Below are 17953 nucleotides of genomic sequence, written 5' to 3' on the forward strand. Positions count from 1 at the left end.
ATGGGCGCGGCAGTCCCTCTCGGCGAAGGTGGTAAGGCGTGCGTAACGGAGTCCGGTCGGCAACGGTCAGTGTTCTCGCGGTGCTCGGGGTGCTCGCGGTGGGTGGTCCCGCCGCCGCGCACGTCGAGGTCAGCGCCGACAAGAATCAGGCCGGGGCGAGCGACGTGACGCTCACCTTCTCCGGCGAGGCGGAGAACGACGCGGCCGGCATCAGGAGCGAGCGCGTCGTGCTGCCCGAGGGGATCGCCCCGGACGCGGTGACGCTGGTGAAGGCGCCGGCGGGATGGACCTTCGCGCGGACGGCGGACGGCTTCACCGTGGGCGGCAAGGCGCTCAAGGTCGGCACCGACGCCGAGTGGAAGGTCAAGATCGCGAAGCTTCCGGACGGCGTGACGCGGCTGTCCTTCAAGACCCTGGAGACGTACGGCGACGGCAAGGTCGCCCGCTGGATCGAGATCCAGAAGGAGGGCGCGGAGGAGCCGGAGAACCCGGCGCCGCTGATCACCCTGAAGCCGGGCCCGAAGCCCACCGCGACGTCGGCCACGCCCACCGCCACCGCTACGGCCTCGTCCGTGCCCCCGGCACCCGCGGCGAGCAGCGTCCCGCCGACCCTGGCGGCGGAACCGGTCTCCGACGCGTCGGACGACAGCGGCAGCACGTGGTGGATCTGGGTGGTGGCCGCGGTGCTGATCGTGGCCGCCGGCGGCTTCTTCCTGGCGCGCCGCCGCCGGAGCTGAGGCGCCGGCGGAGCCCGCCGGCGGGCCGCACGCTTTGTGTCGATCAAGCCTGAACCAGGCCGCGGCCTGGTTAGGGTCGGAAATGTGATCGAAACAATGCGGCGGTGGCGGATCGCCACCCGGGTCGTGCTGCTCGCCGGGCTGGGGGTGGTGGTCGCGGCGGTCCTGGTCGTGATCGCGGCGACCGGGTTCCAGGCCCAGCACCGGGCGAGCGAGGACGCGCGCGAGGCGATGCGGCTCACCGGGCAGGTGATGGAGGCGAAGTTCCGCACCGCCGACGTCGCCGGGTGGCAGACCGGGTACGCCTTCGACTTCAACCGCGGCGTGGCGGGCGCGCTGTCCGACACCGAGGGGCAGCGCAAGCAGTTCCTCGACTCGGCCGCCGCGCTGCGCGCCGGATACGCCGGGATCGGCAACGAGACGCTGACCCCCGGCGAGCGGGCGCTGCTGGAGCAGGCGACCAGGTCGTTCGCGACCTTCCTGGAGATCGACCAGCGGATCGTGGCGGCGTACCGCAGCGGCACGCCCGCGTCGGTGAAGGCCGGCAACGAGCTGGCCTCCGGCGAGTCGCTCGACGCGTTCGGGAAGGCCGCGACCGCCGCCAGCGACCTCGCCGCCACGGTCAGCGACCGGGGCATGGACACCGCCGCGTCGGCCGCGGCGTCGGCGCGGACCGGGCAGCGGACGGTGATCGTGGCGGGGATCGCCGGGCTGCTGCTGTCGATCCTCGTCGCCTGGGTCGTGTCGCGCAGCGTCTCCGGCCCGCTGCGCGCCCTCCAGCTGCGGCTCGTCGACATCGCCGAGGGCGAGGGCGACCTGCGGGTGCGGCTGGCCGAGACCGGCCGGGACGAGCTCACCGCGGTGTCGCGCTCGTTCAACCGGTTCGTGGCCGGCATCGCCGACGCGATGAGATCGGTCGACGAGCGCTCGCACCTGCTGGCCGACAAGTCTCAGCAGCTCACCGCGGTCTCCGGGGACCTGTCCGCCTCGGCCGACGAGACGAGCCGGCGGGCCGCCGACGCCAGCAGCGCGGCCGAGCAGATCTCGGCGAGCGTGCACACGGTCGCCGCCGGCGCCGAGGAGATGGGTGCCTCGATCGGCGAGATCGCCCGCAGCGCCGGCGAGGCCGCCCGGGTCGCGGCGGACGCGGCCGGCATCTCCGCCGCCGTCACCGGCACCGTCGGCAAGCTGGGCGACTCCAGCCACCAGATCGGCGAGATCGCCAAGGTCATCAGCACCATCGCCGAGCAGACGAACCTGCTGGCCCTGAACGCGACGATCGAGGCCGCCCGCGCCGGCGAGCAGGGCAAGGGCTTCGCCGTGGTGGCCGGGGAGGTCAAGGAGCTGGCGTCGGAGACGGCCCGGGCCACCTCCGACATCGACGCCCGGATCGGCGCGATCCAGGCCGACACGGCCGAGGCGGTCCAGGCCATCGGCCGGATCAGCGAGGTGATCGACCGGATCAACACCCTGCAGACCACCATCGCGTCGGCCATCGAGGAGCAGACCGCCACCACCGGGGAGATGAGCCGCAACATCGGCGACGTCGCCACCGGTTCCACGGGCATCAGCGCCGATGTGACCGCCGTCGCCGCCACGGCGGAGACCACCAACGCCGAGGTGGCGGCGATCCGCGGTGCGGCCGACGACCTCGCGCAGGTCTCGCAGGACCTGCAGTCGCTCGTCGGCCGCTTCCGGTTCTGACGCCGGGGAATCCGGCGTCGACAGCGATGGTGGGGCCGGACCCCTACGACGGCTCGTAGGCGAGGTTGGGGCGCAGCCAGCGCTCGACCTCCTCGACCGGCATGCCACGCCGCGCCGCGTAGTCCTCGATCTGGTCCCTGCCGAGCCGGCCGACGGTGAAGTAGCGCGACTGCGGGTGCGCGAAGATCAGGCCGCTGACCGCCGCCGCCGGGGTCATCGCGTACGACTCGGTGAGGTCGATGCCCAGCTCCCGGGCGCCCAGCAGGTCGAAGAGGTCCTTCTTCTCGCTGTGGTCGGGGCTGGCCGGGTAGCCGAGCGCCGGGCGGATGCCGCGGAACCGCTCGGCGTGCAGGTCGGCGAGGTCGGGGTCGGCGTCCGGCTCGAACCACTCGCGGCGGACCTGTAGGTGCAGGTGCTCGGCGAAGGCCTCGGCGAGGCGGTCGGCGAGCGCCTTGACCATGATCGACCGGTAGTCGTCGTGCTCGGCCTCGTAGCGCGCGGCCAGTTCCTCGGCGCCGTGGATGGCGACGGCGAAGCCGCCGAGGTGGTCGCCCTCGGGGGCGATGTAGTCGGCGAGGCTGCGGTTGGCCCGGCCGTCCGGCTTCTGCGTCTGCTGGCGCAGCATCGGGAAGCGGACGCCGTTGGCCAGGACGATGTCGTCGCCCTCGGCGTGGGCCGGCCAGAACGCGTACGCGCCCCGGGCCCGGAACGAGCCGTCCGCGATGATCTTGTCGAGCATGGCGTTGGCGTCGTCGTAGAGCTCGCGGGCGACCGGCTGGTCGAGGATCGCCGGGAACTTGCCCTTGAGCTCCCACGCCAGGAACAGGAACTGCCAGTCGATCATCTCGCGCAGGGTGGCGAGGTCCGGCTCCACCGTGCGTACGCCCGTGAACGCCGGCACCGGCAGGTCGGCGAAGTCGACCACCTCGCGGTTGGCGCGGGCCTGAGCGACGGACAGCATCGGCTGGCTGTGCCGGTTGGCGTGCTGCTCGCGCAGCCGTTCCTGCTCGGCGCGGTTGGCGGTGTCCAGCGTCCGGGCGCGGCCGGGGTCGAGCAGGTCGGACACCACGCCGACGACCCGGGAGGCGTCCAGCACGTGCACGGTCGGGCCCGCGTACGCGGGAGCGATCCGCACCGCCGTGTGCTGCCGCGACGTGGTCGCGCCGCCGATGAGCAGCGGCAGGCTCATCCCGCGGCGCTGCATCTCGGCGCCGACCGCGACCATCTCGTCCAGCGACGGGGTAATCAGGCCGGAGAGCCCCACGGCGTCCGCGTCCTCGGCGATCGCGGTGTCCAGGATCTTCGCCGCCGGCACCATCACCCCGAGGTCGATCACCTCGTAGTTGTTGCAGCCCAGCACGACGCCGACGATGTTCTTGCCGATGTCGTGCACGTCGCCCTTGACCGTGGCGAGCACGACCTTGCCCTGGCCGCGGCTCGAGGCCTTCTCCTTCTCCATGAAGGGCTCCAGGTACGCCACCGAGCGCTTCATCACGCGGGCGCTCTTGACCACCTGGGGCAGGAACATCTTGCCGGAGCCGAAGAGGTCGCCGACGACCTTCATGCCGTCCATCAGCGGGCCCTCGATGACGTCGAGGGGGCGGTCGAGCAGCTGCCGGGCCTCCTCGGTGTCCTGCTCGACGAAGTCGACGATGCCGTGGATCAGCGCGTGCTGGAGGCGCTCCGAGACCGGGGCCTCGCGCCACGACAGGTCGACCGTGCGCTTGGTGCCCGAGCCGGTGACCGTGGAGGCGAAGGTGACCAGCCGGTCGGTGGCGTCCTCGCGGCGGTCGAAGATGACGTCCTCGACCAGCTCCAGCAGCTCGGCCGGGATGTCCTGGTAGACGGCGAGCTGACCGGCGTTGACGATGCCCATGTCCAGCCCGGCGCGTACGGCGTGGAACAGGAACGCCGAGTGCATGGCCTCGCGGACCACGTCGTTGCCGCGGAACGCGAAGGACAGGTTGGAGATGCCGCCGCTCGTCCTGGCCCCCGGGCAGCGCTCCTTGATCAGCGGCAGCGCGTCGATGAAGGCCTTGGCGTACCCGTTGTGCTCGGCGATGCCGGTGGCCACGGCCAGCACGTTGGGGTCGAAGATGATGTCCTCGGGCGCGAAGCCGGCCTGCTGCACCAGCAGGTCGTACGCCCGCCCGCAGATGGCCACCTTGCGCTCGGTGGTGTCGGCCTGGCCCTGCTCGTCGAAGGCCATGACGACCACGCCGGCACCGTAGTCCCGGACCTTGCGCGCCTGGGCCAGGAAGGGCTCCTCGCCCTCCTTCAGGCTGATCGAGTTGACCACGCCCTTGCCCTGCACGCACTTGAGGCCGGCCTCGAGGACGCTCCACTTGGAGCTGTCGATCATCACCGGGATGCGGGCCACCTCGGGCTCGGTCGCGATGAGGTTGAGGAAGGTGGTCATCGCCCGCTCGCTGTCGAGCAGGTCGGCGTCCATGTTCACGTCGAGCAGGTTGGCGCCGCCGCGGACCTGCTCGAGGGCCACGTCGACGGCGGCCTGGTAGTCGTCGGCCTCGACCAGCCGGCGGAACTTCGCCGAGCCGGTGACGTTGGTGCGCTCGCCGATCATGACGAAGCCGGTGTCCGGGCCGATCGCGAACGGTTCAAGGCCGCTGAACCGGGTGGTGGGCGCCGGCGCGGGGACCGCACGCGGGGTGCTGCCGCGGACCGCCCCGGCGATCGCGGCGATGTGGGCGGGGCTGGTGCCGCAGCAGCCGCCGACGATGTTCACCATGCCCTCGCCGGCGAACTCGCCGACCAGCGCCGCGGTCTGCGGCGGGGTCTCGTCGTAGCCGCCGAAGGCGTTGGGCAGCCCGGCGTTGGGGTGGCAGGCGACGTACGTGCCGGCGAGGCGGGCCAGTTCGGCGACGTGCGGGCGCATCTCGGCCGCGCCCAGCGAGCAGTTCACGCCGACCACCAGCGGCTCGGCGCGCTCGATCGAGCGCCAGAACGCCTCGACGGTCTGGCCGGACAGGGTGCGCCCGGACAGGTCGACGATCGTCACCGAGATCCAGAGCGGCAGCTGCGGCGCGACCTCGCGGGCGGCGGCGATCGCGGCCTTGGCGTTGAGGGTGTCGAAGATCGTCTCGACGAGCAGCAGGTCCACGCCGCCCTCGGCCAGCACCGAGATCTGCTCCGCGTACGCCGCCTTCACCCTGTCGAAGCTGGTCGTACGGTAGGCCGGGTCCTCGACCCGCGGGGAGAGCGAGAGGGTCACGTTGAGCGGGCCCACCGACCCGGCCACGAACTTGCCGCCGAGTTCGTCGGCGGCCTGCCGGGCGAGCTGGGCGCCGCGCAGGTTCATGTCGCGTACCAGCGACTCGAGGCCGTAGTCGGCCTGCGCGATGCTGGTCGCGGTGAAGGTGTTGGTGGTGGTGATGTCGGCGCCGGCGGCGAGATACTGCCGGTGGACGTCGAGGATGACGTCGGGCCGGGTGAGGTTCAGCAGGTCGGGGTCGCCGGTGACGTCCTTGGGGTGGTCCGCGGCGATGAGCTCGCCCCGGTAGTCCGCGGGCGTCAGCTTGGCGCCCTGCAGCATCGTGCCCCAGGCGCCGTCGAGCACCAGGACACGCTCGGCCATCAGCCGGCGCAGCTCCGTCGTCGCACGTGACTCTGTCGTCGCAGTTGACACAGTGACCACCTCCGCGGGTTTCTCGGAGGCGCCCTTGGTCGGTGTGTGGTTCCAGTCCGAGCGTGGCGGGTTTGCACCCCGTCGCAGCGCCCCTCGGCCTGGCGCAAAAGAATACCCGAAGACGGTCGTATCGCCCCCAGGGGTGCGTGCCGTCCCGTCATCTGGTGGGACACGATCATCGGCCCGGCCGCCCCTCGCCGGCTCCTTCGGACGGCCGCCCCGCCTCCGCCTAACGGGCCGATCTCCGGCGCCCGTCCCTTCCGTCCCCGGCGGGAACGTCGCTGAGCAGGCACGATGCATCCGTACGCCGACCTGGGGGGACAGCACATGGAGATCCATCACTTCGAGCACGGATGGGTCACGCCGGCCGTCAGCTACACCCTCTCCGTCCTCGGTTCGCTGCTCGGCCTCATCTGCGCGGTGCGCCTGCGCTCGGCGCACACCGGGCGCGGCCGGAGGTGGTGGCTGACCCTGTCGGCCGTCGCCATCGGCGGGACCGGCATCTGGACCATGCACTTCGTCGCGATGCTCGGCTTCGGCGTGTCCGGCACCCCGATCCGCTACGACGCCGCCCTGACCGCGGCGAGCGCCGTGCTGGCCATCGCGGCCGTCGGCGCCGGAATGCTGATCGTCTTCGGCGGCGAACGGGCCCGGGCCCTGCGGATCGTCGCGGGCGGCCTGCTGGCCGGCCTCGGCGTCGCGGCGATGCACTACATGGGCATGTACGCCATGCGCCTCAACGGCGAGATCTCGTACGGCCGCACGAGGGTGATCGCCTCCGTGGTCATCGCCGTGGTGGCCGCCACCGTGGCCCTCTGGCTGACGGTGACCGTACAGAAGCCGCTCGTGATCTTCGGAGCCGCGCTGATCATGGGCATCGCGGTGAACGGCATGCACTTCACCGGCATGGCGGCGATGACCGTCCACGCCGGGCCACCGGTCGGCGTACCGTCCGGCGCGAAGGCCACCACCCTGCTCATCCCGATCGGCCTGACGGTGGTGTTCGGCGTCCTCGGCCTGGTGTTCGCCCTGATGGCCGCCCCGACCGACGAGGACCGGGCCGCGGCCGCGTATCTGGCCGCCCTCCTGGAGGCCGGCAGCCCGGCCGCGGCGGCCCATCCGGCACCCCGCACCGCCCCGGCACCCGTCCGCCCGGACGGCACGGTCCCGCAGCAGCGCGGCTCCGCGCTGGGCGGCGCGACCTGGACGTACCGGGACCGCTCGTCGCGTCAATGACCGCCCTACTCCTTGGCCCAGTGCGCGACGCCGAGGAGCAGGCCGACCGTCCCGGCGAAGGCCGCACCCCCGGTCAGCACGGCACCGGGCACGTTGCTGCCCCCGGCGCGGGAGAGCAGGCCGGCCACCCCGCTGACGACGCCGGCCGTCAGCACCATGAGCAACAGCCACGCCCACCGCGAGGACGGGGACGACACGGTCGGGGTCTTGCCGGATTGCTCGGTCATCTCTACCGCCAGGTGCCATTGTCAGGGAGGAGGATGGCCTCAGCATGAGTCAGTGAATCTGACTCATGCACGCCGCGTTCACAATCCGGCAAAGGATCAGCACATCCGCGCTGGTCAAAGCGCTAGTCTGACACGTGGCACGCTGCCACCTGGCATTACCAGTACGCACCCGTTCGAGGAATTCGCGGGGTTCCCAGCGCCCGAAGTGTGACACAGGTTACCGTCCTCCACGCCGATCCAGGATTCATGCAGAGGAGAGACTCAGATGTCGGAGTTGTCAACGGGGACGACGGGCAGCACCAGCGCGGTGGCGGTCAGCGCCGCGGCGGTGAGCGCGCTCATCAGCGGGCCGGGGCCGCGTCTGCGCCCTATCGCCAACCAGTGCTCCGCGAGCTCCTGCCCGACCGTCTACCTGGACGCCGACTCCGGCACCCTGGTCATCCAGGGCTACGACGTGCCCCGCGGCCAGGAGGGTGTGGACGTTCCTGAGGGGGAAAGCCTGGTCCGAGTCCCGATCGAACTCCTCGTCGAAGCCATGACCAGCCTGACCTGACAACGAGAGCGACGACGAGCCGGAGGGAGGGCCACGACGGTGAAGGCACCGGGTCCTTCCCCGGCCGAGCCGGCCCGGGCCGGCGACGACGAGCCCATCGGGGTCACCCTGAGACGACTGAGGAAGGCCCGCAGGATGTCGGGCCGAGAGGTCGCCGCGGCGGTCGGGCTGAGCCAGTCGACCGTCTCCCGGATAGAACGCGGGATCGGGTCGCCCGACCTCGGCGACATCCACAAGATCGCCCGGGTGGTCGGGGCGGACGATCGGCAGACGCAGGAGCTGATCCGGCAGGCTCAGCGGCTCCACGACCGGATCACCGAATGGCGTCCCACCTCGGACTCCCTGGCCGACAGGCAGGTCAGCGTCGCCGAATGGGAGGCCCGGGCACAGACGATCCTCGACTTCCAGCCGACCGTTCTGCCCGGGCTGCTGCAGATATCTCCGTACGCGAAGGCCGTCCTGCGCCTCTTCCAGTCTCTCGCTCGGATCCCGGCGGAACGGTTGACCGAGGCGGCGGTGCTCGCCGCCGTGTCGGCCCGGGTCCAGCGTCAGCAGGTGATCGCGGACCGGTCGAAGACGTTCTCCTTCGTGATCATGGAAAGCGTCCTGAAGAACGCGCCGTGCCCGCCGGTGGAAATGCTCGCCCAGATCCATCACCTGCGCGAAATCGCGACCGGCCACGAGAACGTCAGCCTGACCGTCATACCCGACGGCCGGCCGATGACCATCCCTGCCCTGCACGGCTTCACCCTGTTCGACCGGGACGTGATCCTCATCGACGTCTACAACACCGGCCTGCTGTCCCGCGGCCGGGAGGACATCGAGATCTACCATCGGATCTTCGGGATGAACCTGGACTGCGCCGAGCCGATTGCGCCCTACCTCGACCGGTATCAGGCGCTCTACATCGACGCCCTGACGGCGCGCCGATGATCGGTTGCCGGGGAAACGCAGGTGTTCGGTCGTCTTCCTGGTTCGAGGTGGGCTGATCAGGCCGACGGTACGGCCACCGGCGCCGCCGCCGGGTTTTGCGTGAGGGTGACGATCCGGTCCACGGCGCCGAGGTCGTCGGTGCGGTGGGTGATCAGCAGGACCGTCCGGTCCTCCGCCGCCGAGAGCAGGTCGGTGGTCAGGGCGTGGGCCGTCTCGTCGTCGAGGTGTTCGGTCGGCTCGTCGAGGATCAGCACCCGGGCCTCGGTGAGCAGCGCCCTCGCCAGGGCCAGCCGGCGGCGCTGGCCGCCGGAGAGGGCCACGCCGTGCTCGCCGACCAGGGTGTCCAGGCCCTTCGGGAGCGTGGCGGCCCAGTCGAGCAGCCGGGCGCGGGCCAGGGCGGCCCGCAGCTCGTCGTCGGTGGCGTCGCGGCGGCCGATCCGCAGGTTCTCGGCGATCGTCGTGTCGAACAGGTACGCGTCCTCCGGCAGGTAGGTGACGATCCGCCGGATCGCGGCCGGGTCGAGCCGGCGCAGGTCGGTGCCGTCCAGCGTGACGCGGCCGGCGGCCGGGTCGAGGAAGCGCACCAGCAGCGCCGCGATGGTCGACTTGCCGGAGCCGCTCGGCCCGACCAGCGCGGTGCGGCTGCCCGCGGGCAGGGTCATCGAGAAGTCCCGGACGGCGGTGCGGCCCGGCGCCCACCCGGCGGTGACGTGCGCCAGCGTCAGCGTGCCCGGGCCGTCCGGCACGGGCTCCGGATCGGCGACCTCCGGCACGGGTACGGGCGCCGCGAGCACCTCACCCAGCCGGCGCAGGGCGGCGCGGGCCGCGGCGAAGTGCTGGGCCGCGGCGGGCAGGGTCCCGGCGATCTCGAAGACGGCCAGCGGGGTCAGCACCACGACGGCGAGGAGTTCGCCGGAGAGGGTGCCGGCGCGGACCGCGACGGCGCCGGCGGCGAGGCCGGCGATCAGGCAGAGCCCGGTGCTCAGCGCGGTCACCGCGGCGGACAGGCCGGTCGCCAGCGCCGAGCGTTCCCCGGCCCGGCGCAGTCCGGCGTCGGCCCCGGCGATGCGGGCGAGCTGCCGGTCGACGGCGCCGAAGGCGGTCAGGTCGGGCAGCCCGTGCAGCAGGTCGACGGTGGCGGTGGCCAGCTCGCCGCGCAGCGGGGCGAGCCGCCCGTCGGCGCGCCGGGCGGCCCGGGACTGCACCACGGGTACGCCCACCGCCACCACCAGCAGCGCGACGGCCAGCGTGATCCCGGCGACCGGCAGCATCGAGCCGACCAGCAGGACCGCGCCCAGCCCGACGACGGTGGCGACCGCATACGGCAGCAGCACCCGGGTGACCAGGTCGAGCACCGCGTCGACGTCGGTGACCAGCCGTTGGACGAGGTCGGCGCGGCGGAAGTCGGCGAGCCCGGCGGGGGCCAGCCTCTCCAGGCGCGAGTAGAGCCGCACCCGCAGCGCCCCGAGGATGCGGAACGCGGCGTCGTGCCCGATCAGGCGTTCCAGGTAGCGCAGCACGCCGCGGCTGATGCCGAAGGCGCGCACCGTGACGATGGCGACCATCAGGTGCAGTACCGGCGGGTGCAGGGCGGCCCGCGAGATCAGCCAGGCCGAGGTGGCCATCAGCCCGACCGCGGCACCGGCGGCCCCGGCACCGGCGAGCACGGCCAGCAGCAGCCGCCCGGCGGCCGGCCGCAGCACGGCGAGGACGTTCATGCCGGCACCGGCGCCAGGCAGATCTCGCGGTCGGCGAGGGCGATCAGCTCGGGGCGGTGCGCGGCCATGATGACGGTACGGCCGGAGGCCAGCCGCCGGATCGCGGCCATCACGCCGGCTGCCGTGTCCGCGTCGAGGTTCGCGGTCGGCTCGTCGAGCACCACGATCGGGGCGTCGCGGTGGAACGCCCGGGCCAGGGCGATGCGCTGGCGCTGCCCGGCGGACAGGCCCGCGCCGTCGTCGCCGAGGGGCAGGTCGTAGTCGGGGATGAACGAGTCGGCGCCGGCCAGCCGGGCGGCCTCGACCACGTCGCCGGGGGCGCCCAGCGCGATGTTCTCGCGGATCGTGCCGGCGAACAGCCAGGGCCGCTGCGGCACCCAGGCGATCCGCTGCCGCCAGGCCGCGGGATCCACGCCGGAGAGCGGGACCCCGCCGACGGTCACCCGGCCCGAGGACGGCGCGACGAAGCCGAGCAGCACGTGCAGCGCGGTCGACTTGCCGCAGCCGCTCGGGCCGGTGAGGGCCACGACCTCCCCGGGCTGGATCAGGGCGTCGAGGCGCAGCGCGTCCGCGTCGCGGTAGCGCACCACGACGTCCTCGAAGGCGATCGTGCCGTGGGGTGCGGACCCGGTGCCGGCCGCCGGCAGCGGCGTCTCGAGCAGCGCGAAGGCCTCCTCGGCGGCGGCGAGCCCCTCGGCGCTGGCGTGGTAGTTGGCGCCGACCTGGCGCAGCGGCAGGTACGCCTCCGGCGCGAGGATCAGCACCAGCAGGGCGGTGGCGAGGTCGAGGTGCCCGGAGACCAGCCGCAGGCCGATGCCGACCGCGACGAGCGCCACGGAGAGAGTGGCCAGCAGCTCCAGGACCAGCGAGGACAGGAAGGCGGTCCGCAGCGTGCGCATGGTCAGCCGGCGCTGCTCGGCGCTGATCCGGCGGATGGTGCCGGCCTGGGCGCGGGCCCGGCCGAAGAGCTTGAGGGTGGGCAGCCCGGCGACGACGTCGAGGAAGTGGTGCGAGAGCCGGGACAGCAGCGTGAACTGGCGGCGGTTCGCGGCCTCGGTGTGCAGGCCGACCAGGGCCATGAAGACCGGGATGAGCGGCAGCGTGAGCACGATCGTGGCGGTGGCGACGAGGTCCGCGGGCAGCAGCCGGGCGAGCACGATCGCGGGGACGAGCGCGGCCAGCACCAGCTGCGGCAGGTAGCGGGCGAAGTAGGCGTCGAGCGCGTCGAGCCCCCGGGTGACGAGCGTGACGACCGCGCCGGTGCGGCCCTGCTGCCCCGGGCCGAGGGCGGCCAGCCGGTCCAGGATCCGGCGCCGCAGCTCGGACTTGACCCCGGCGGCGGACCGCGCCGCGGCCACCTCCTGCGCCCAGCCGACGAACGCCCGTCCGGCCACGACCACGGCCAGCCAGGCCAGCGTGGGCATCAGGTCCGCGGCGCCCGCGCCGTGCAGGAACACCGCCGTGATGCCGTTCGCCAGCAGCGTCGCCTGGGCCACGACGAGCGCGGCCAGGGTCACGCCCAGCACCACGGTGACCGCGAGGTACGCCCGGGTGGAGCGGGCGTACCTCAGCAGGCGCGGGTCGAGAGGCTTCACGGGGTGGCCCGCTCGGCGGCACCGGCCGGGGCGGGGCTCACCGGGACGGGGGCCGCGGGGATGTGCTCGACGGTGAGGCGCTTGCGGAACACCCAGTACGTCCAGCCCTGGTACGCCAGCACGATCGGCGTGAACGCGACGGCCACCCAGGTCATCACCTTCAGGGTGTACGCGGTCGACGCGGCGTTGGTGGTGGTGAGGCTGTTCGCGTCGGCGATCGTCGACGGCATCACGTTCGGGAAGAGCGTGACGAACAGCGCGAAGACCGCCAGCACGATGGTCGCGCCGGTGGCGAGGAACGCCCAGCCCTCCCGGCGCACGCGGGTGGCCAGCGCGCCACCCACCAGGGCGAGCGCGGCGGCGGCGGAGAGGATCCAGCCGGCCACGTCGTGGTGCGCGATCGCGGTCCACAGCAGGAACGCGCCCGCCACCGCGATCACCGGTACGGCCAGCCGCGCCGCCAGCTCGCCGGCCCGGCGCCGCATGTCGCCGTCGGTCTTGAGCGCCAGGAACACCGCGCCGTGCAGGGTGAACAGGGTCAGCGTGGTCAGCCCGCCGAGCAGCGCGTACGGGTTGAGCAGGTCGAAGAAGCCGCCGACGTACTCGTGATCGGCGTCCAGGCGTACCCCGCGGACGATGTTGCCGAAGGCCACGCCCCACAGCAGGGCCGGGACGAGGCTGCCGCCGATGATGCACAGGTCCCACCGGCGCTTCCAGGTGGCGTCGTCGCGCTTGCCGCGGTACTCGAACGCGACGCCGCGCAGGATCAGGGCCACGAGGATGATCAGCAGGGGCAGGTAGAAGCCGGAGAACAGGGTGGCGTACCACTCGGGGAAGGCGGCGAAGGTGGCGCCGCCGGCGACCAGCAGCCACACCTCGTTGCCGTCCCAGACCGGGCCGATGGTGTTGATCACGAGGCGGCGCTCGCGGTCGTCGCGGCCGAGCACGGGCAGCAGGATGCCGACGCCGAAGTCGAAGCCCTCGAGCAGGAAGTAGCCGGCCCACAGCACGGCGATGAGGCCGAACCAGACGGTGGTGAGTTCCATGATCGTTCTCTCTCGGTCGGCTCAGTAGGCGAAGGCGAGCGGGCGGTCGGCGTCGTCGGAATCGCCGGCCGGCGGCTCGATCTCCGGCGCGCCGGCCCTGGCGTACTTGAGGAACAGGCCCACCTCGATGACGGCCAGGACCCCGTAGAGCAGGGTCAGCACGATGAGGGAGGTGGCCACCTCGCCGGCGCCGACCGACGGCGACACGCTCTCGGAGGTCTTGAAGACCCCGAAGACGGTCCACGGCTGCCGGCCCATCTCGGTGAAGATCCAGCCGAACGAGTTGGCGAGCAGCGGCATCGCCACGGTGGAGATGGCGGCGATCCACAGCCAGCGGTTGGCCGGCACCCGCCCGCGCCGGGTCGTCCAGAGGGCCACGAGCGCGATCAGCATGGCCAGCCCGCCGAACCCGATCATGAGGCGGAACGACCAGTAGGTGACCGGCACGTACGGGGTGTAGTCGCCGAGGCCGTACTTCTGGGCGTACTCCTGCTGGAGGTTGTTGATGCCCTCCACCTCGCCGTCCGGGCTGCCGGTGGCCATGAACGACAGCAGCGACGGGATCCGCACGCTGGCGACCTCCTCGCGCCCGTCCAGGGAGCCGATGGTGAACAGCGAGAAGCTGGCCGGCTTGTCGGTGTCGTAGAGCGCCTCGGCGGCGGCCATCTTCATCGGCTGCTGCTCGGTCATGATCCGGGCCTGCAGGTCGCCGGTGATGAGCACGCCCACGCCGGCGATCAGGACCACCCAAGCACCGAGCTTGAGGCTGGGCCGGAACACCGCCTCCTGGTTACGCTTGCGCAGGTGCCAGGCGCTGACCGCGAGCAGCACCGCGCCGGCGGTCAGGAAACACGCCGTGATGGTGTGCGGGAAGGTGACCAGCGTGGTGGAGTTCGTCAGCACCGCCCAGATGCTGTGCAGCTCGGCGCGGCCGGACTCCGGGTTGACCTGGTAGCCGACCGGATGCTGCATCCACGAGTTCGCCGCGAGGATGAAGTACGCCGACAGCAGCGTCCCGATCGCCGCGAGCCAGATCGTGGCGAGGTGCAGCCTCTTCGGCAGCCGGTCCCAGCCGAAGATCCACAGGCCGAGGAACGTCGACTCGAGGAAGAACGCCAGCAGCCCCTCGATCGCCAGCGGGGCGCCGAAGATGTCACCGACGAAGCGCGAGTAGTCGCTCCAGTTCATGCCGAACTGGAACTCCTGCACGATGCCGGTCACCACGCCCATGGCGAAATTGATCAGGAACAGCTTGCCCCAGAACTTCGTGGCCCGCAGGTACTGCTCCTTGCCGGTGCGTACCCAGGCGGTCTGCAGCCCGGCCACCAGCGCGGACATTCCGATGGTGATCGGCACGAAGATGAAGTGGTACACGGTGGTGATGCCGAACTGCCATCGGGCAAGGTCCAGGGCGTCCACGGGTGAGTCCTTTCCACGGGTACGCGCCCAGTTTTTTCGATCAGAAGGGCGCCGACTCAGGGCCGAAAGTCCCGACGGGTCCCGGATCAGGTCCCCTTCTGCGGCGGGACCACCGGTACGCCTCGTCCGCGCCCCAGACTATGAGCGGGAACGGCAGCAGGAACGCCAATTCGGCAGCTCCGAGGGCGGTCGTGCCGAACACCTGCTGCAGCGGCGGCAGGTAGCACAGCGCCGCGGCGAACACAAGTTCGAAGGCGATGCCGCCGAGCAGCGGACGGTTGCTGAACACGCCGATCGTGCGCAGGGCGGCGTACTCGGTGCGGGCGGCCAGCGCGGTGCCGATCTGGCAGGCCACGATGCCGGCGAACGTCATCGTCGTCGCCGTGCGGTACGCCTCGTGCAGCGGGCTCCCGGGCCCGGTGGCGGCGCCGGGCCGCCAGCCGGCACGCCAGAGCGTCCAGAAGAAGCCGGCCAGCACCAGCGCCGCCGACACGGTCCCGAGCACGGCCCACGCCCGCACCAGCAGCCCCCGGTCGATCACGCCGGAGCCCCGCGCCCGCGGCGGCCGGTCCATCAGGCCGGGCTCGGCCGGCTCCCGGCCCAGCGCGAGCGCCGGCAGGGTCTCGGTGCCCAGGTCGATGGCGAGGATCTGCAGCACGGTCAGCGGCAGCGGCACCGCGCCGCCGGACAGCGCGAAGATCAGGAACGGCACGACCTCCGGCACGGCGTGCGCCAGGATGTAGAGCACGAACTTGCGCACGTTGCTGAACACCCGCCGGCCCGCGTCGACCGCCCGCACGATGGTGGCGAAGTCGTCGTCGGTCAGCACCATCGTCGCCGCCTCCCGGGCCACGTCGGTGCCGGAGCGGCCCATCGCCACGCCGATGTCGGCGTGCCGCAGGGCCGGGGCGTCGTTGACGCCGTCGCCGGTCATCGCCACCACGTGCCCGGCCGCCCGCAGCGCCTCGCAGATGCGCAGCTTGGCCTCCGGCGACGAGCGCGCGAACACGAGCTCCCCCGGCCCGGCGAGCAGCGCGTCGAGCTCGGCGTCGCCCATGGCGTCGAGCCGGTCGCCGGGCACCACCCGGGGCGGGTCGCCGCCGATGCCGGCCGCGCGGGCGATCGCGGCGGCGGTGGGGCCGTAGTCGCCGGTGATGACGTGGATCCGGATGCCCGCGCGGTGGGCGGCGGCGACCGCGGCGGGGACGGCCGGGCGGGGCGGGTCCGCCATCGCGACCAGCCCCAGCAGGGTCAGCCCGGCCTCCGCGGCGGCGCGGTCGCCCGGTGCGCCGGTCCCGGCCGGGCGGGCGGCGACGGCGAGGACGCGCAGGCCCGCGGCCGCGTACCGGTCGACGGCGGCGCGGACGTCCGCGGCGGTGCCCGGCTCGAGCGGGCCGGTGCGCCCGTCCGCCCGCGCCACGGTGGTGCAGCACGGCAGCACGCTCTCCGCCGCGCCCTTGGTGTGCACCCGTACGCCGTCCGGGGTGTCGTCGAGGGTGCTCATGCGCTTGAGGTGGCCGTCGAAGCCGTACAGGGCGCGCCGGCCACGGTCGCGCTCCTCCGCCGGCACCGCCACGCCCAGGCCGGCGGCGAGTTCCAGCAGGGCCAGTTCGGTGGGGTCGCCCGCCCCCGCGGTCCCGCCGAGGGCCGGGCGGGCGGTCGTGCAGTACGCGCCGGCCGCCGCCAGCTCGCGGGCCCGGGGATCGGCCGGGTCCCGTTCGCCGCCCGGCGTCCACAGCCGGGTCACCCGCATCCGGTTCCCGGTGAGCGTGCCGGTCTTGTCGGTGCAGATGACGGTGGTCGAGCCGAGCGTCTCAACGGCCGACAGCCGCTTCACCACGGCGCCGCGGCGGGCCAGTTCCCGTACGCCCGCGGCGAGCGCCAGCGTGATGGTCGGCAGCAGCCCCTCGGGCACGTTCGCGACGATGAGGCCGATGGCGAAGCTGATCGCGGCCGCCCAGCCGAGCCCGGCCACCACGCCGATCGGCAGGAACGCGGCGCCGGCGGCCACCGCCACGACGGCGATGAGCCAGGTGAGCCGGCGCACCTGCGTCTCCAGCGGGCTCGGCTCCGCCCGGTCCCGCTGCGACAGGGCGGCGATCCGCCCGATCTCGGTCCGCATCCCGGTCCCGGTGACGACGCCGTACGCCTCCCCCGCCGTGCAGACCGTGCCGCTGAAGACGAGCTCCGGAGCCTCCAGCGGGGACCCGGCGACCACCCCGGCGACGGGGTGGCGCGACACCGGCACCGACTCGCCGTCGAGGGCCGACAGGTCGACCGACACCTCGCCGCGGATCAGCCGGGCGTCGGCGCTGATCCGGTCCCCCTCGGCGATCAGGACCACGTCCCCGGGCACCAGCTCGCGGGCGGGGAGCTCGGCGGGCCGGCCGTCGCGCAGCACCCGCGCCCCGGCCGGCAGGAAGGCGGCGAGCGCCTCGACGGCCCGCTCGGCCTGCATCTCCTGGGCGAAGGCGAACGCGGCGTTGAGCAGGATCACCGCGACCACGGCGACGGCGAGCGCCCGGGTGCCACCGATCCACGCCAGCGCCGCGGCGAGCATCAGCAGCAGCGCCAGCGGCTGGGTGAACTGGGCCAGCAGCTCGCGGGGCCAGCGGCGGCCCTGGCGGCGGGTCAGCTCGTTGGGGCCGTACACGCCGAGCCGGCGGGCGGCCTCCCGCGACCCCAGCCCGTCCGGCCCGGTCCGCAGGTCGCGGAAGAGCACGTCGACGGGCTGCCCGGGGTCCACCGCGGCCGGGGCCGGGCCGGCGAGGGTCATCGCAGGTCGATGCGGACGAACCGGGGCGCGGGCGGCACGGCCCGGCGGGGGAACGCCCGCCGGTAGACGTCCCCGGCGGACGGATCGAGCCGGCCGGTGGCGGCGAGCCAGTCGCCGCCGAGCAGGACCTCCACCGGCGCCGGTGCGGTGAAGTGCCGCCACCACGTCTTGCGGCCCGCGTCGCCGGCGAGCACCACCAGGGTGTCGCCGGCGCGGGCGTACTGGACCGGCAGGGAGATCGTGGCGCCGCTGCGCGCCCGGTAGCGCAGCACGGTCAGGCTGCGGCCGAGCAGCGGCGCCAGCGGCGATCCGAGCAGCCGGTGCACCACGGTGTTCGCGCTCATGCCCCGACTGTCGCGCCGG

The 17953-nt window shown here is 73.1% G+C and carries 13 protein-coding genes and 1 riboswitch; of the genes, 5 read left to right on the forward strand and 8 right to left on the reverse strand.

The window, feature by feature from the left end:
* The first annotated feature begins 38 nt into the window (after nt 1-38).
* On the forward strand, nt 39-737 hold the full coding sequence (locus CLV70_RS00315) for a DUF1775 domain-containing protein (protein WP_106124281.1): 699 nt from the start codon (nt 39-41) through the stop codon (nt 735-737).
* A gap of 84 nt (nt 738-821) precedes the next feature.
* Complete coding sequence (locus tag CLV70_RS00320) at nt 822-2441, forward strand: methyl-accepting chemotaxis protein (protein WP_146163908.1); 1620 nt, start codon at nt 822-824, stop codon at nt 2439-2441.
* A 43-nt stretch (nt 2442-2484) separates the two neighbouring features.
* On the opposite strand, the gene metH is transcribed toward CLV70_RS00320, so the two are convergent.
* Nucleotides 2485-6087: a methionine synthase gene (metH, locus tag CLV70_RS00325; protein WP_281260420.1), complete on the reverse strand. Its 3603-nt coding sequence runs from the start codon at nt 6085-6087 to the stop codon at nt 2485-2487.
* A 19-nt stretch (nt 6088-6106) separates the two neighbouring features.
* Nucleotides 6107-6188, reverse strand: a riboswitch (S-adenosyl-L-homocysteine riboswitch).
* Between the two features lie 193 nt (nt 6189-6381).
* Here metH and CLV70_RS00330 point away from each other — a divergent pair.
* A complete protein-coding gene (locus CLV70_RS00330; RefSeq protein WP_245907934.1) occupies nt 6382-7323 on the forward strand; it encodes an MHYT domain-containing protein in 942 nt (313 codons plus the stop codon).
* A gap of 5 nt (nt 7324-7328) precedes the next feature.
* Here the strand turns inward: CLV70_RS00330 and CLV70_RS00335 are convergent, their stop codons facing one another.
* The gene (locus CLV70_RS00335; RefSeq protein WP_106124285.1) at nt 7329-7550 is read right to left on the reverse strand and encodes a hypothetical protein; all 222 of its coding nucleotides are present in this window, start codon (nt 7548-7550) and stop codon (nt 7329-7331) included.
* A 265-nt stretch (nt 7551-7815) separates the two neighbouring features.
* On the opposite strand from CLV70_RS00335, the gene CLV70_RS00340 reads away from it, so the two are divergent.
* Together CLV70_RS00340 and CLV70_RS00345 are read left to right on the forward strand one after the other, a co-directional pair.
* Complete coding sequence (locus CLV70_RS00340; protein ID WP_211303589.1) at nt 7816-8103, forward strand: hypothetical protein; 288 nt, start codon at nt 7816-7818, stop codon at nt 8101-8103.
* A gap of 39 nt (nt 8104-8142) precedes the next feature.
* Nucleotides 8143-9036, forward strand: coding sequence for a helix-turn-helix domain-containing protein (locus CLV70_RS00345; RefSeq protein ID WP_158277664.1), 894 nt, complete (start codon nt 8143-8145; stop codon nt 9034-9036).
* 56 nt (nt 9037-9092) lie between these two features.
* Here the strand turns inward: CLV70_RS00345 and cydC are convergent, their stop codons facing one another.
* Genes cydC through CLV70_RS00375 form a run of 6 tightly spaced genes read right to left on the reverse strand, consistent with a single transcriptional unit; the run spans nt 9093 to nt 17934 of the window.
* Nucleotides 9093-10754 (reverse strand): thiol reductant ABC exporter subunit CydC, encoded by a 1662-nt coding sequence (cydC, locus tag CLV70_RS00350; RefSeq protein ID WP_106124287.1) that lies wholly within the window; start codon nt 10752-10754, stop codon nt 9093-9095.
* A complete protein-coding gene (cydD, locus tag CLV70_RS00355; RefSeq protein ID WP_106124288.1) occupies nt 10751-12349 on the reverse strand; it encodes a thiol reductant ABC exporter subunit CydD in 1599 nt (532 codons plus the stop codon). The genes cydC and cydD overlap by 4 nt, the downstream gene beginning before the upstream one ends.
* Complete coding sequence (cydB, locus tag CLV70_RS00360) at nt 12346-13395, reverse strand: cytochrome d ubiquinol oxidase subunit II (RefSeq protein WP_106124289.1); 1050 nt, start codon at nt 13393-13395, stop codon at nt 12346-12348. The genes cydD and cydB overlap by 4 nt, the downstream gene beginning before the upstream one ends.
* A 21-nt stretch (nt 13396-13416) precedes the next feature.
* Complete coding sequence (locus CLV70_RS00365; RefSeq protein ID WP_106124290.1) at nt 13417-14814, reverse strand: cytochrome ubiquinol oxidase subunit I; 1398 nt, start codon at nt 14812-14814, stop codon at nt 13417-13419.
* Nucleotides 14815-14854: 40 nt separating this feature from the next.
* Nucleotides 14855-17590, reverse strand: a complete 2736-nt coding sequence (locus CLV70_RS41630; RefSeq protein WP_106124291.1) for a cation-translocating P-type ATPase — start codon at nt 17588-17590, stop codon at nt 14855-14857.
* On the reverse strand, nt 17587-17934 hold the full coding sequence (locus CLV70_RS00375; RefSeq protein ID WP_106124292.1) for a PNPOx family protein: 348 nt from the start codon (nt 17932-17934) through the stop codon (nt 17587-17589). Before CLV70_RS00375 ends, CLV70_RS41630 begins: the two co-directional genes overlap by 4 nt.
* Nucleotides 17935-17953 lie beyond the last annotated feature (19 nt).

This window comes from Pseudosporangium ferrugineum (assembly GCF_003002065.1).
GTDB classification, from domain to species: Bacteria; Actinomycetota; Actinomycetes; order Mycobacteriales; family Micromonosporaceae; genus Actinoplanes; species Actinoplanes ferrugineus_A.

Bases quoted from the DNA above. Each gene is read 5' to 3' on its own strand.
- CLV70_RS00330 (WP_245907934.1), top strand. From the start codon at position 6,382: ATGCATCCGTACGCCGACCTGGGGGGACAGCACATGGAGATCCATCAC.
- CLV70_RS00335 (WP_106124285.1), bottom strand. From the start codon at position 7,550: ATGACCGAGCAATCCGGCAAGACCCCGACCGTGTCGTCCCCGTCCTCG.
- CLV70_RS00340 (WP_211303589.1), top strand. From the start codon at position 7,816: ATGTCGGAGTTGTCAACGGGGACGACGGGCAGCACCAGCGCGGTGGCG.
- cydC (WP_106124287.1), bottom strand. From the start codon at position 10,754: ATGAACGTCCTCGCCGTGCTGCGGCCGGCCGCCGGGCGGCTGCTGCTG.
- cydB (WP_106124289.1), bottom strand. From the start codon at position 13,395: ATGGAACTCACCACCGTCTGGTTCGGCCTCATCGCCGTGCTGTGGGCC.
- CLV70_RS41630 (WP_106124291.1), bottom strand. From the start codon at position 17,590: ATGACCCTCGCCGGCCCGGCCCCGGCCGCGGTGGACCCCGGGCAGCCC.
- CLV70_RS00375 (WP_106124292.1), bottom strand. From the start codon at position 17,934: ATGAGCGCGAACACCGTGGTGCACCGGCTGCTCGGATCGCCGCTGGCG.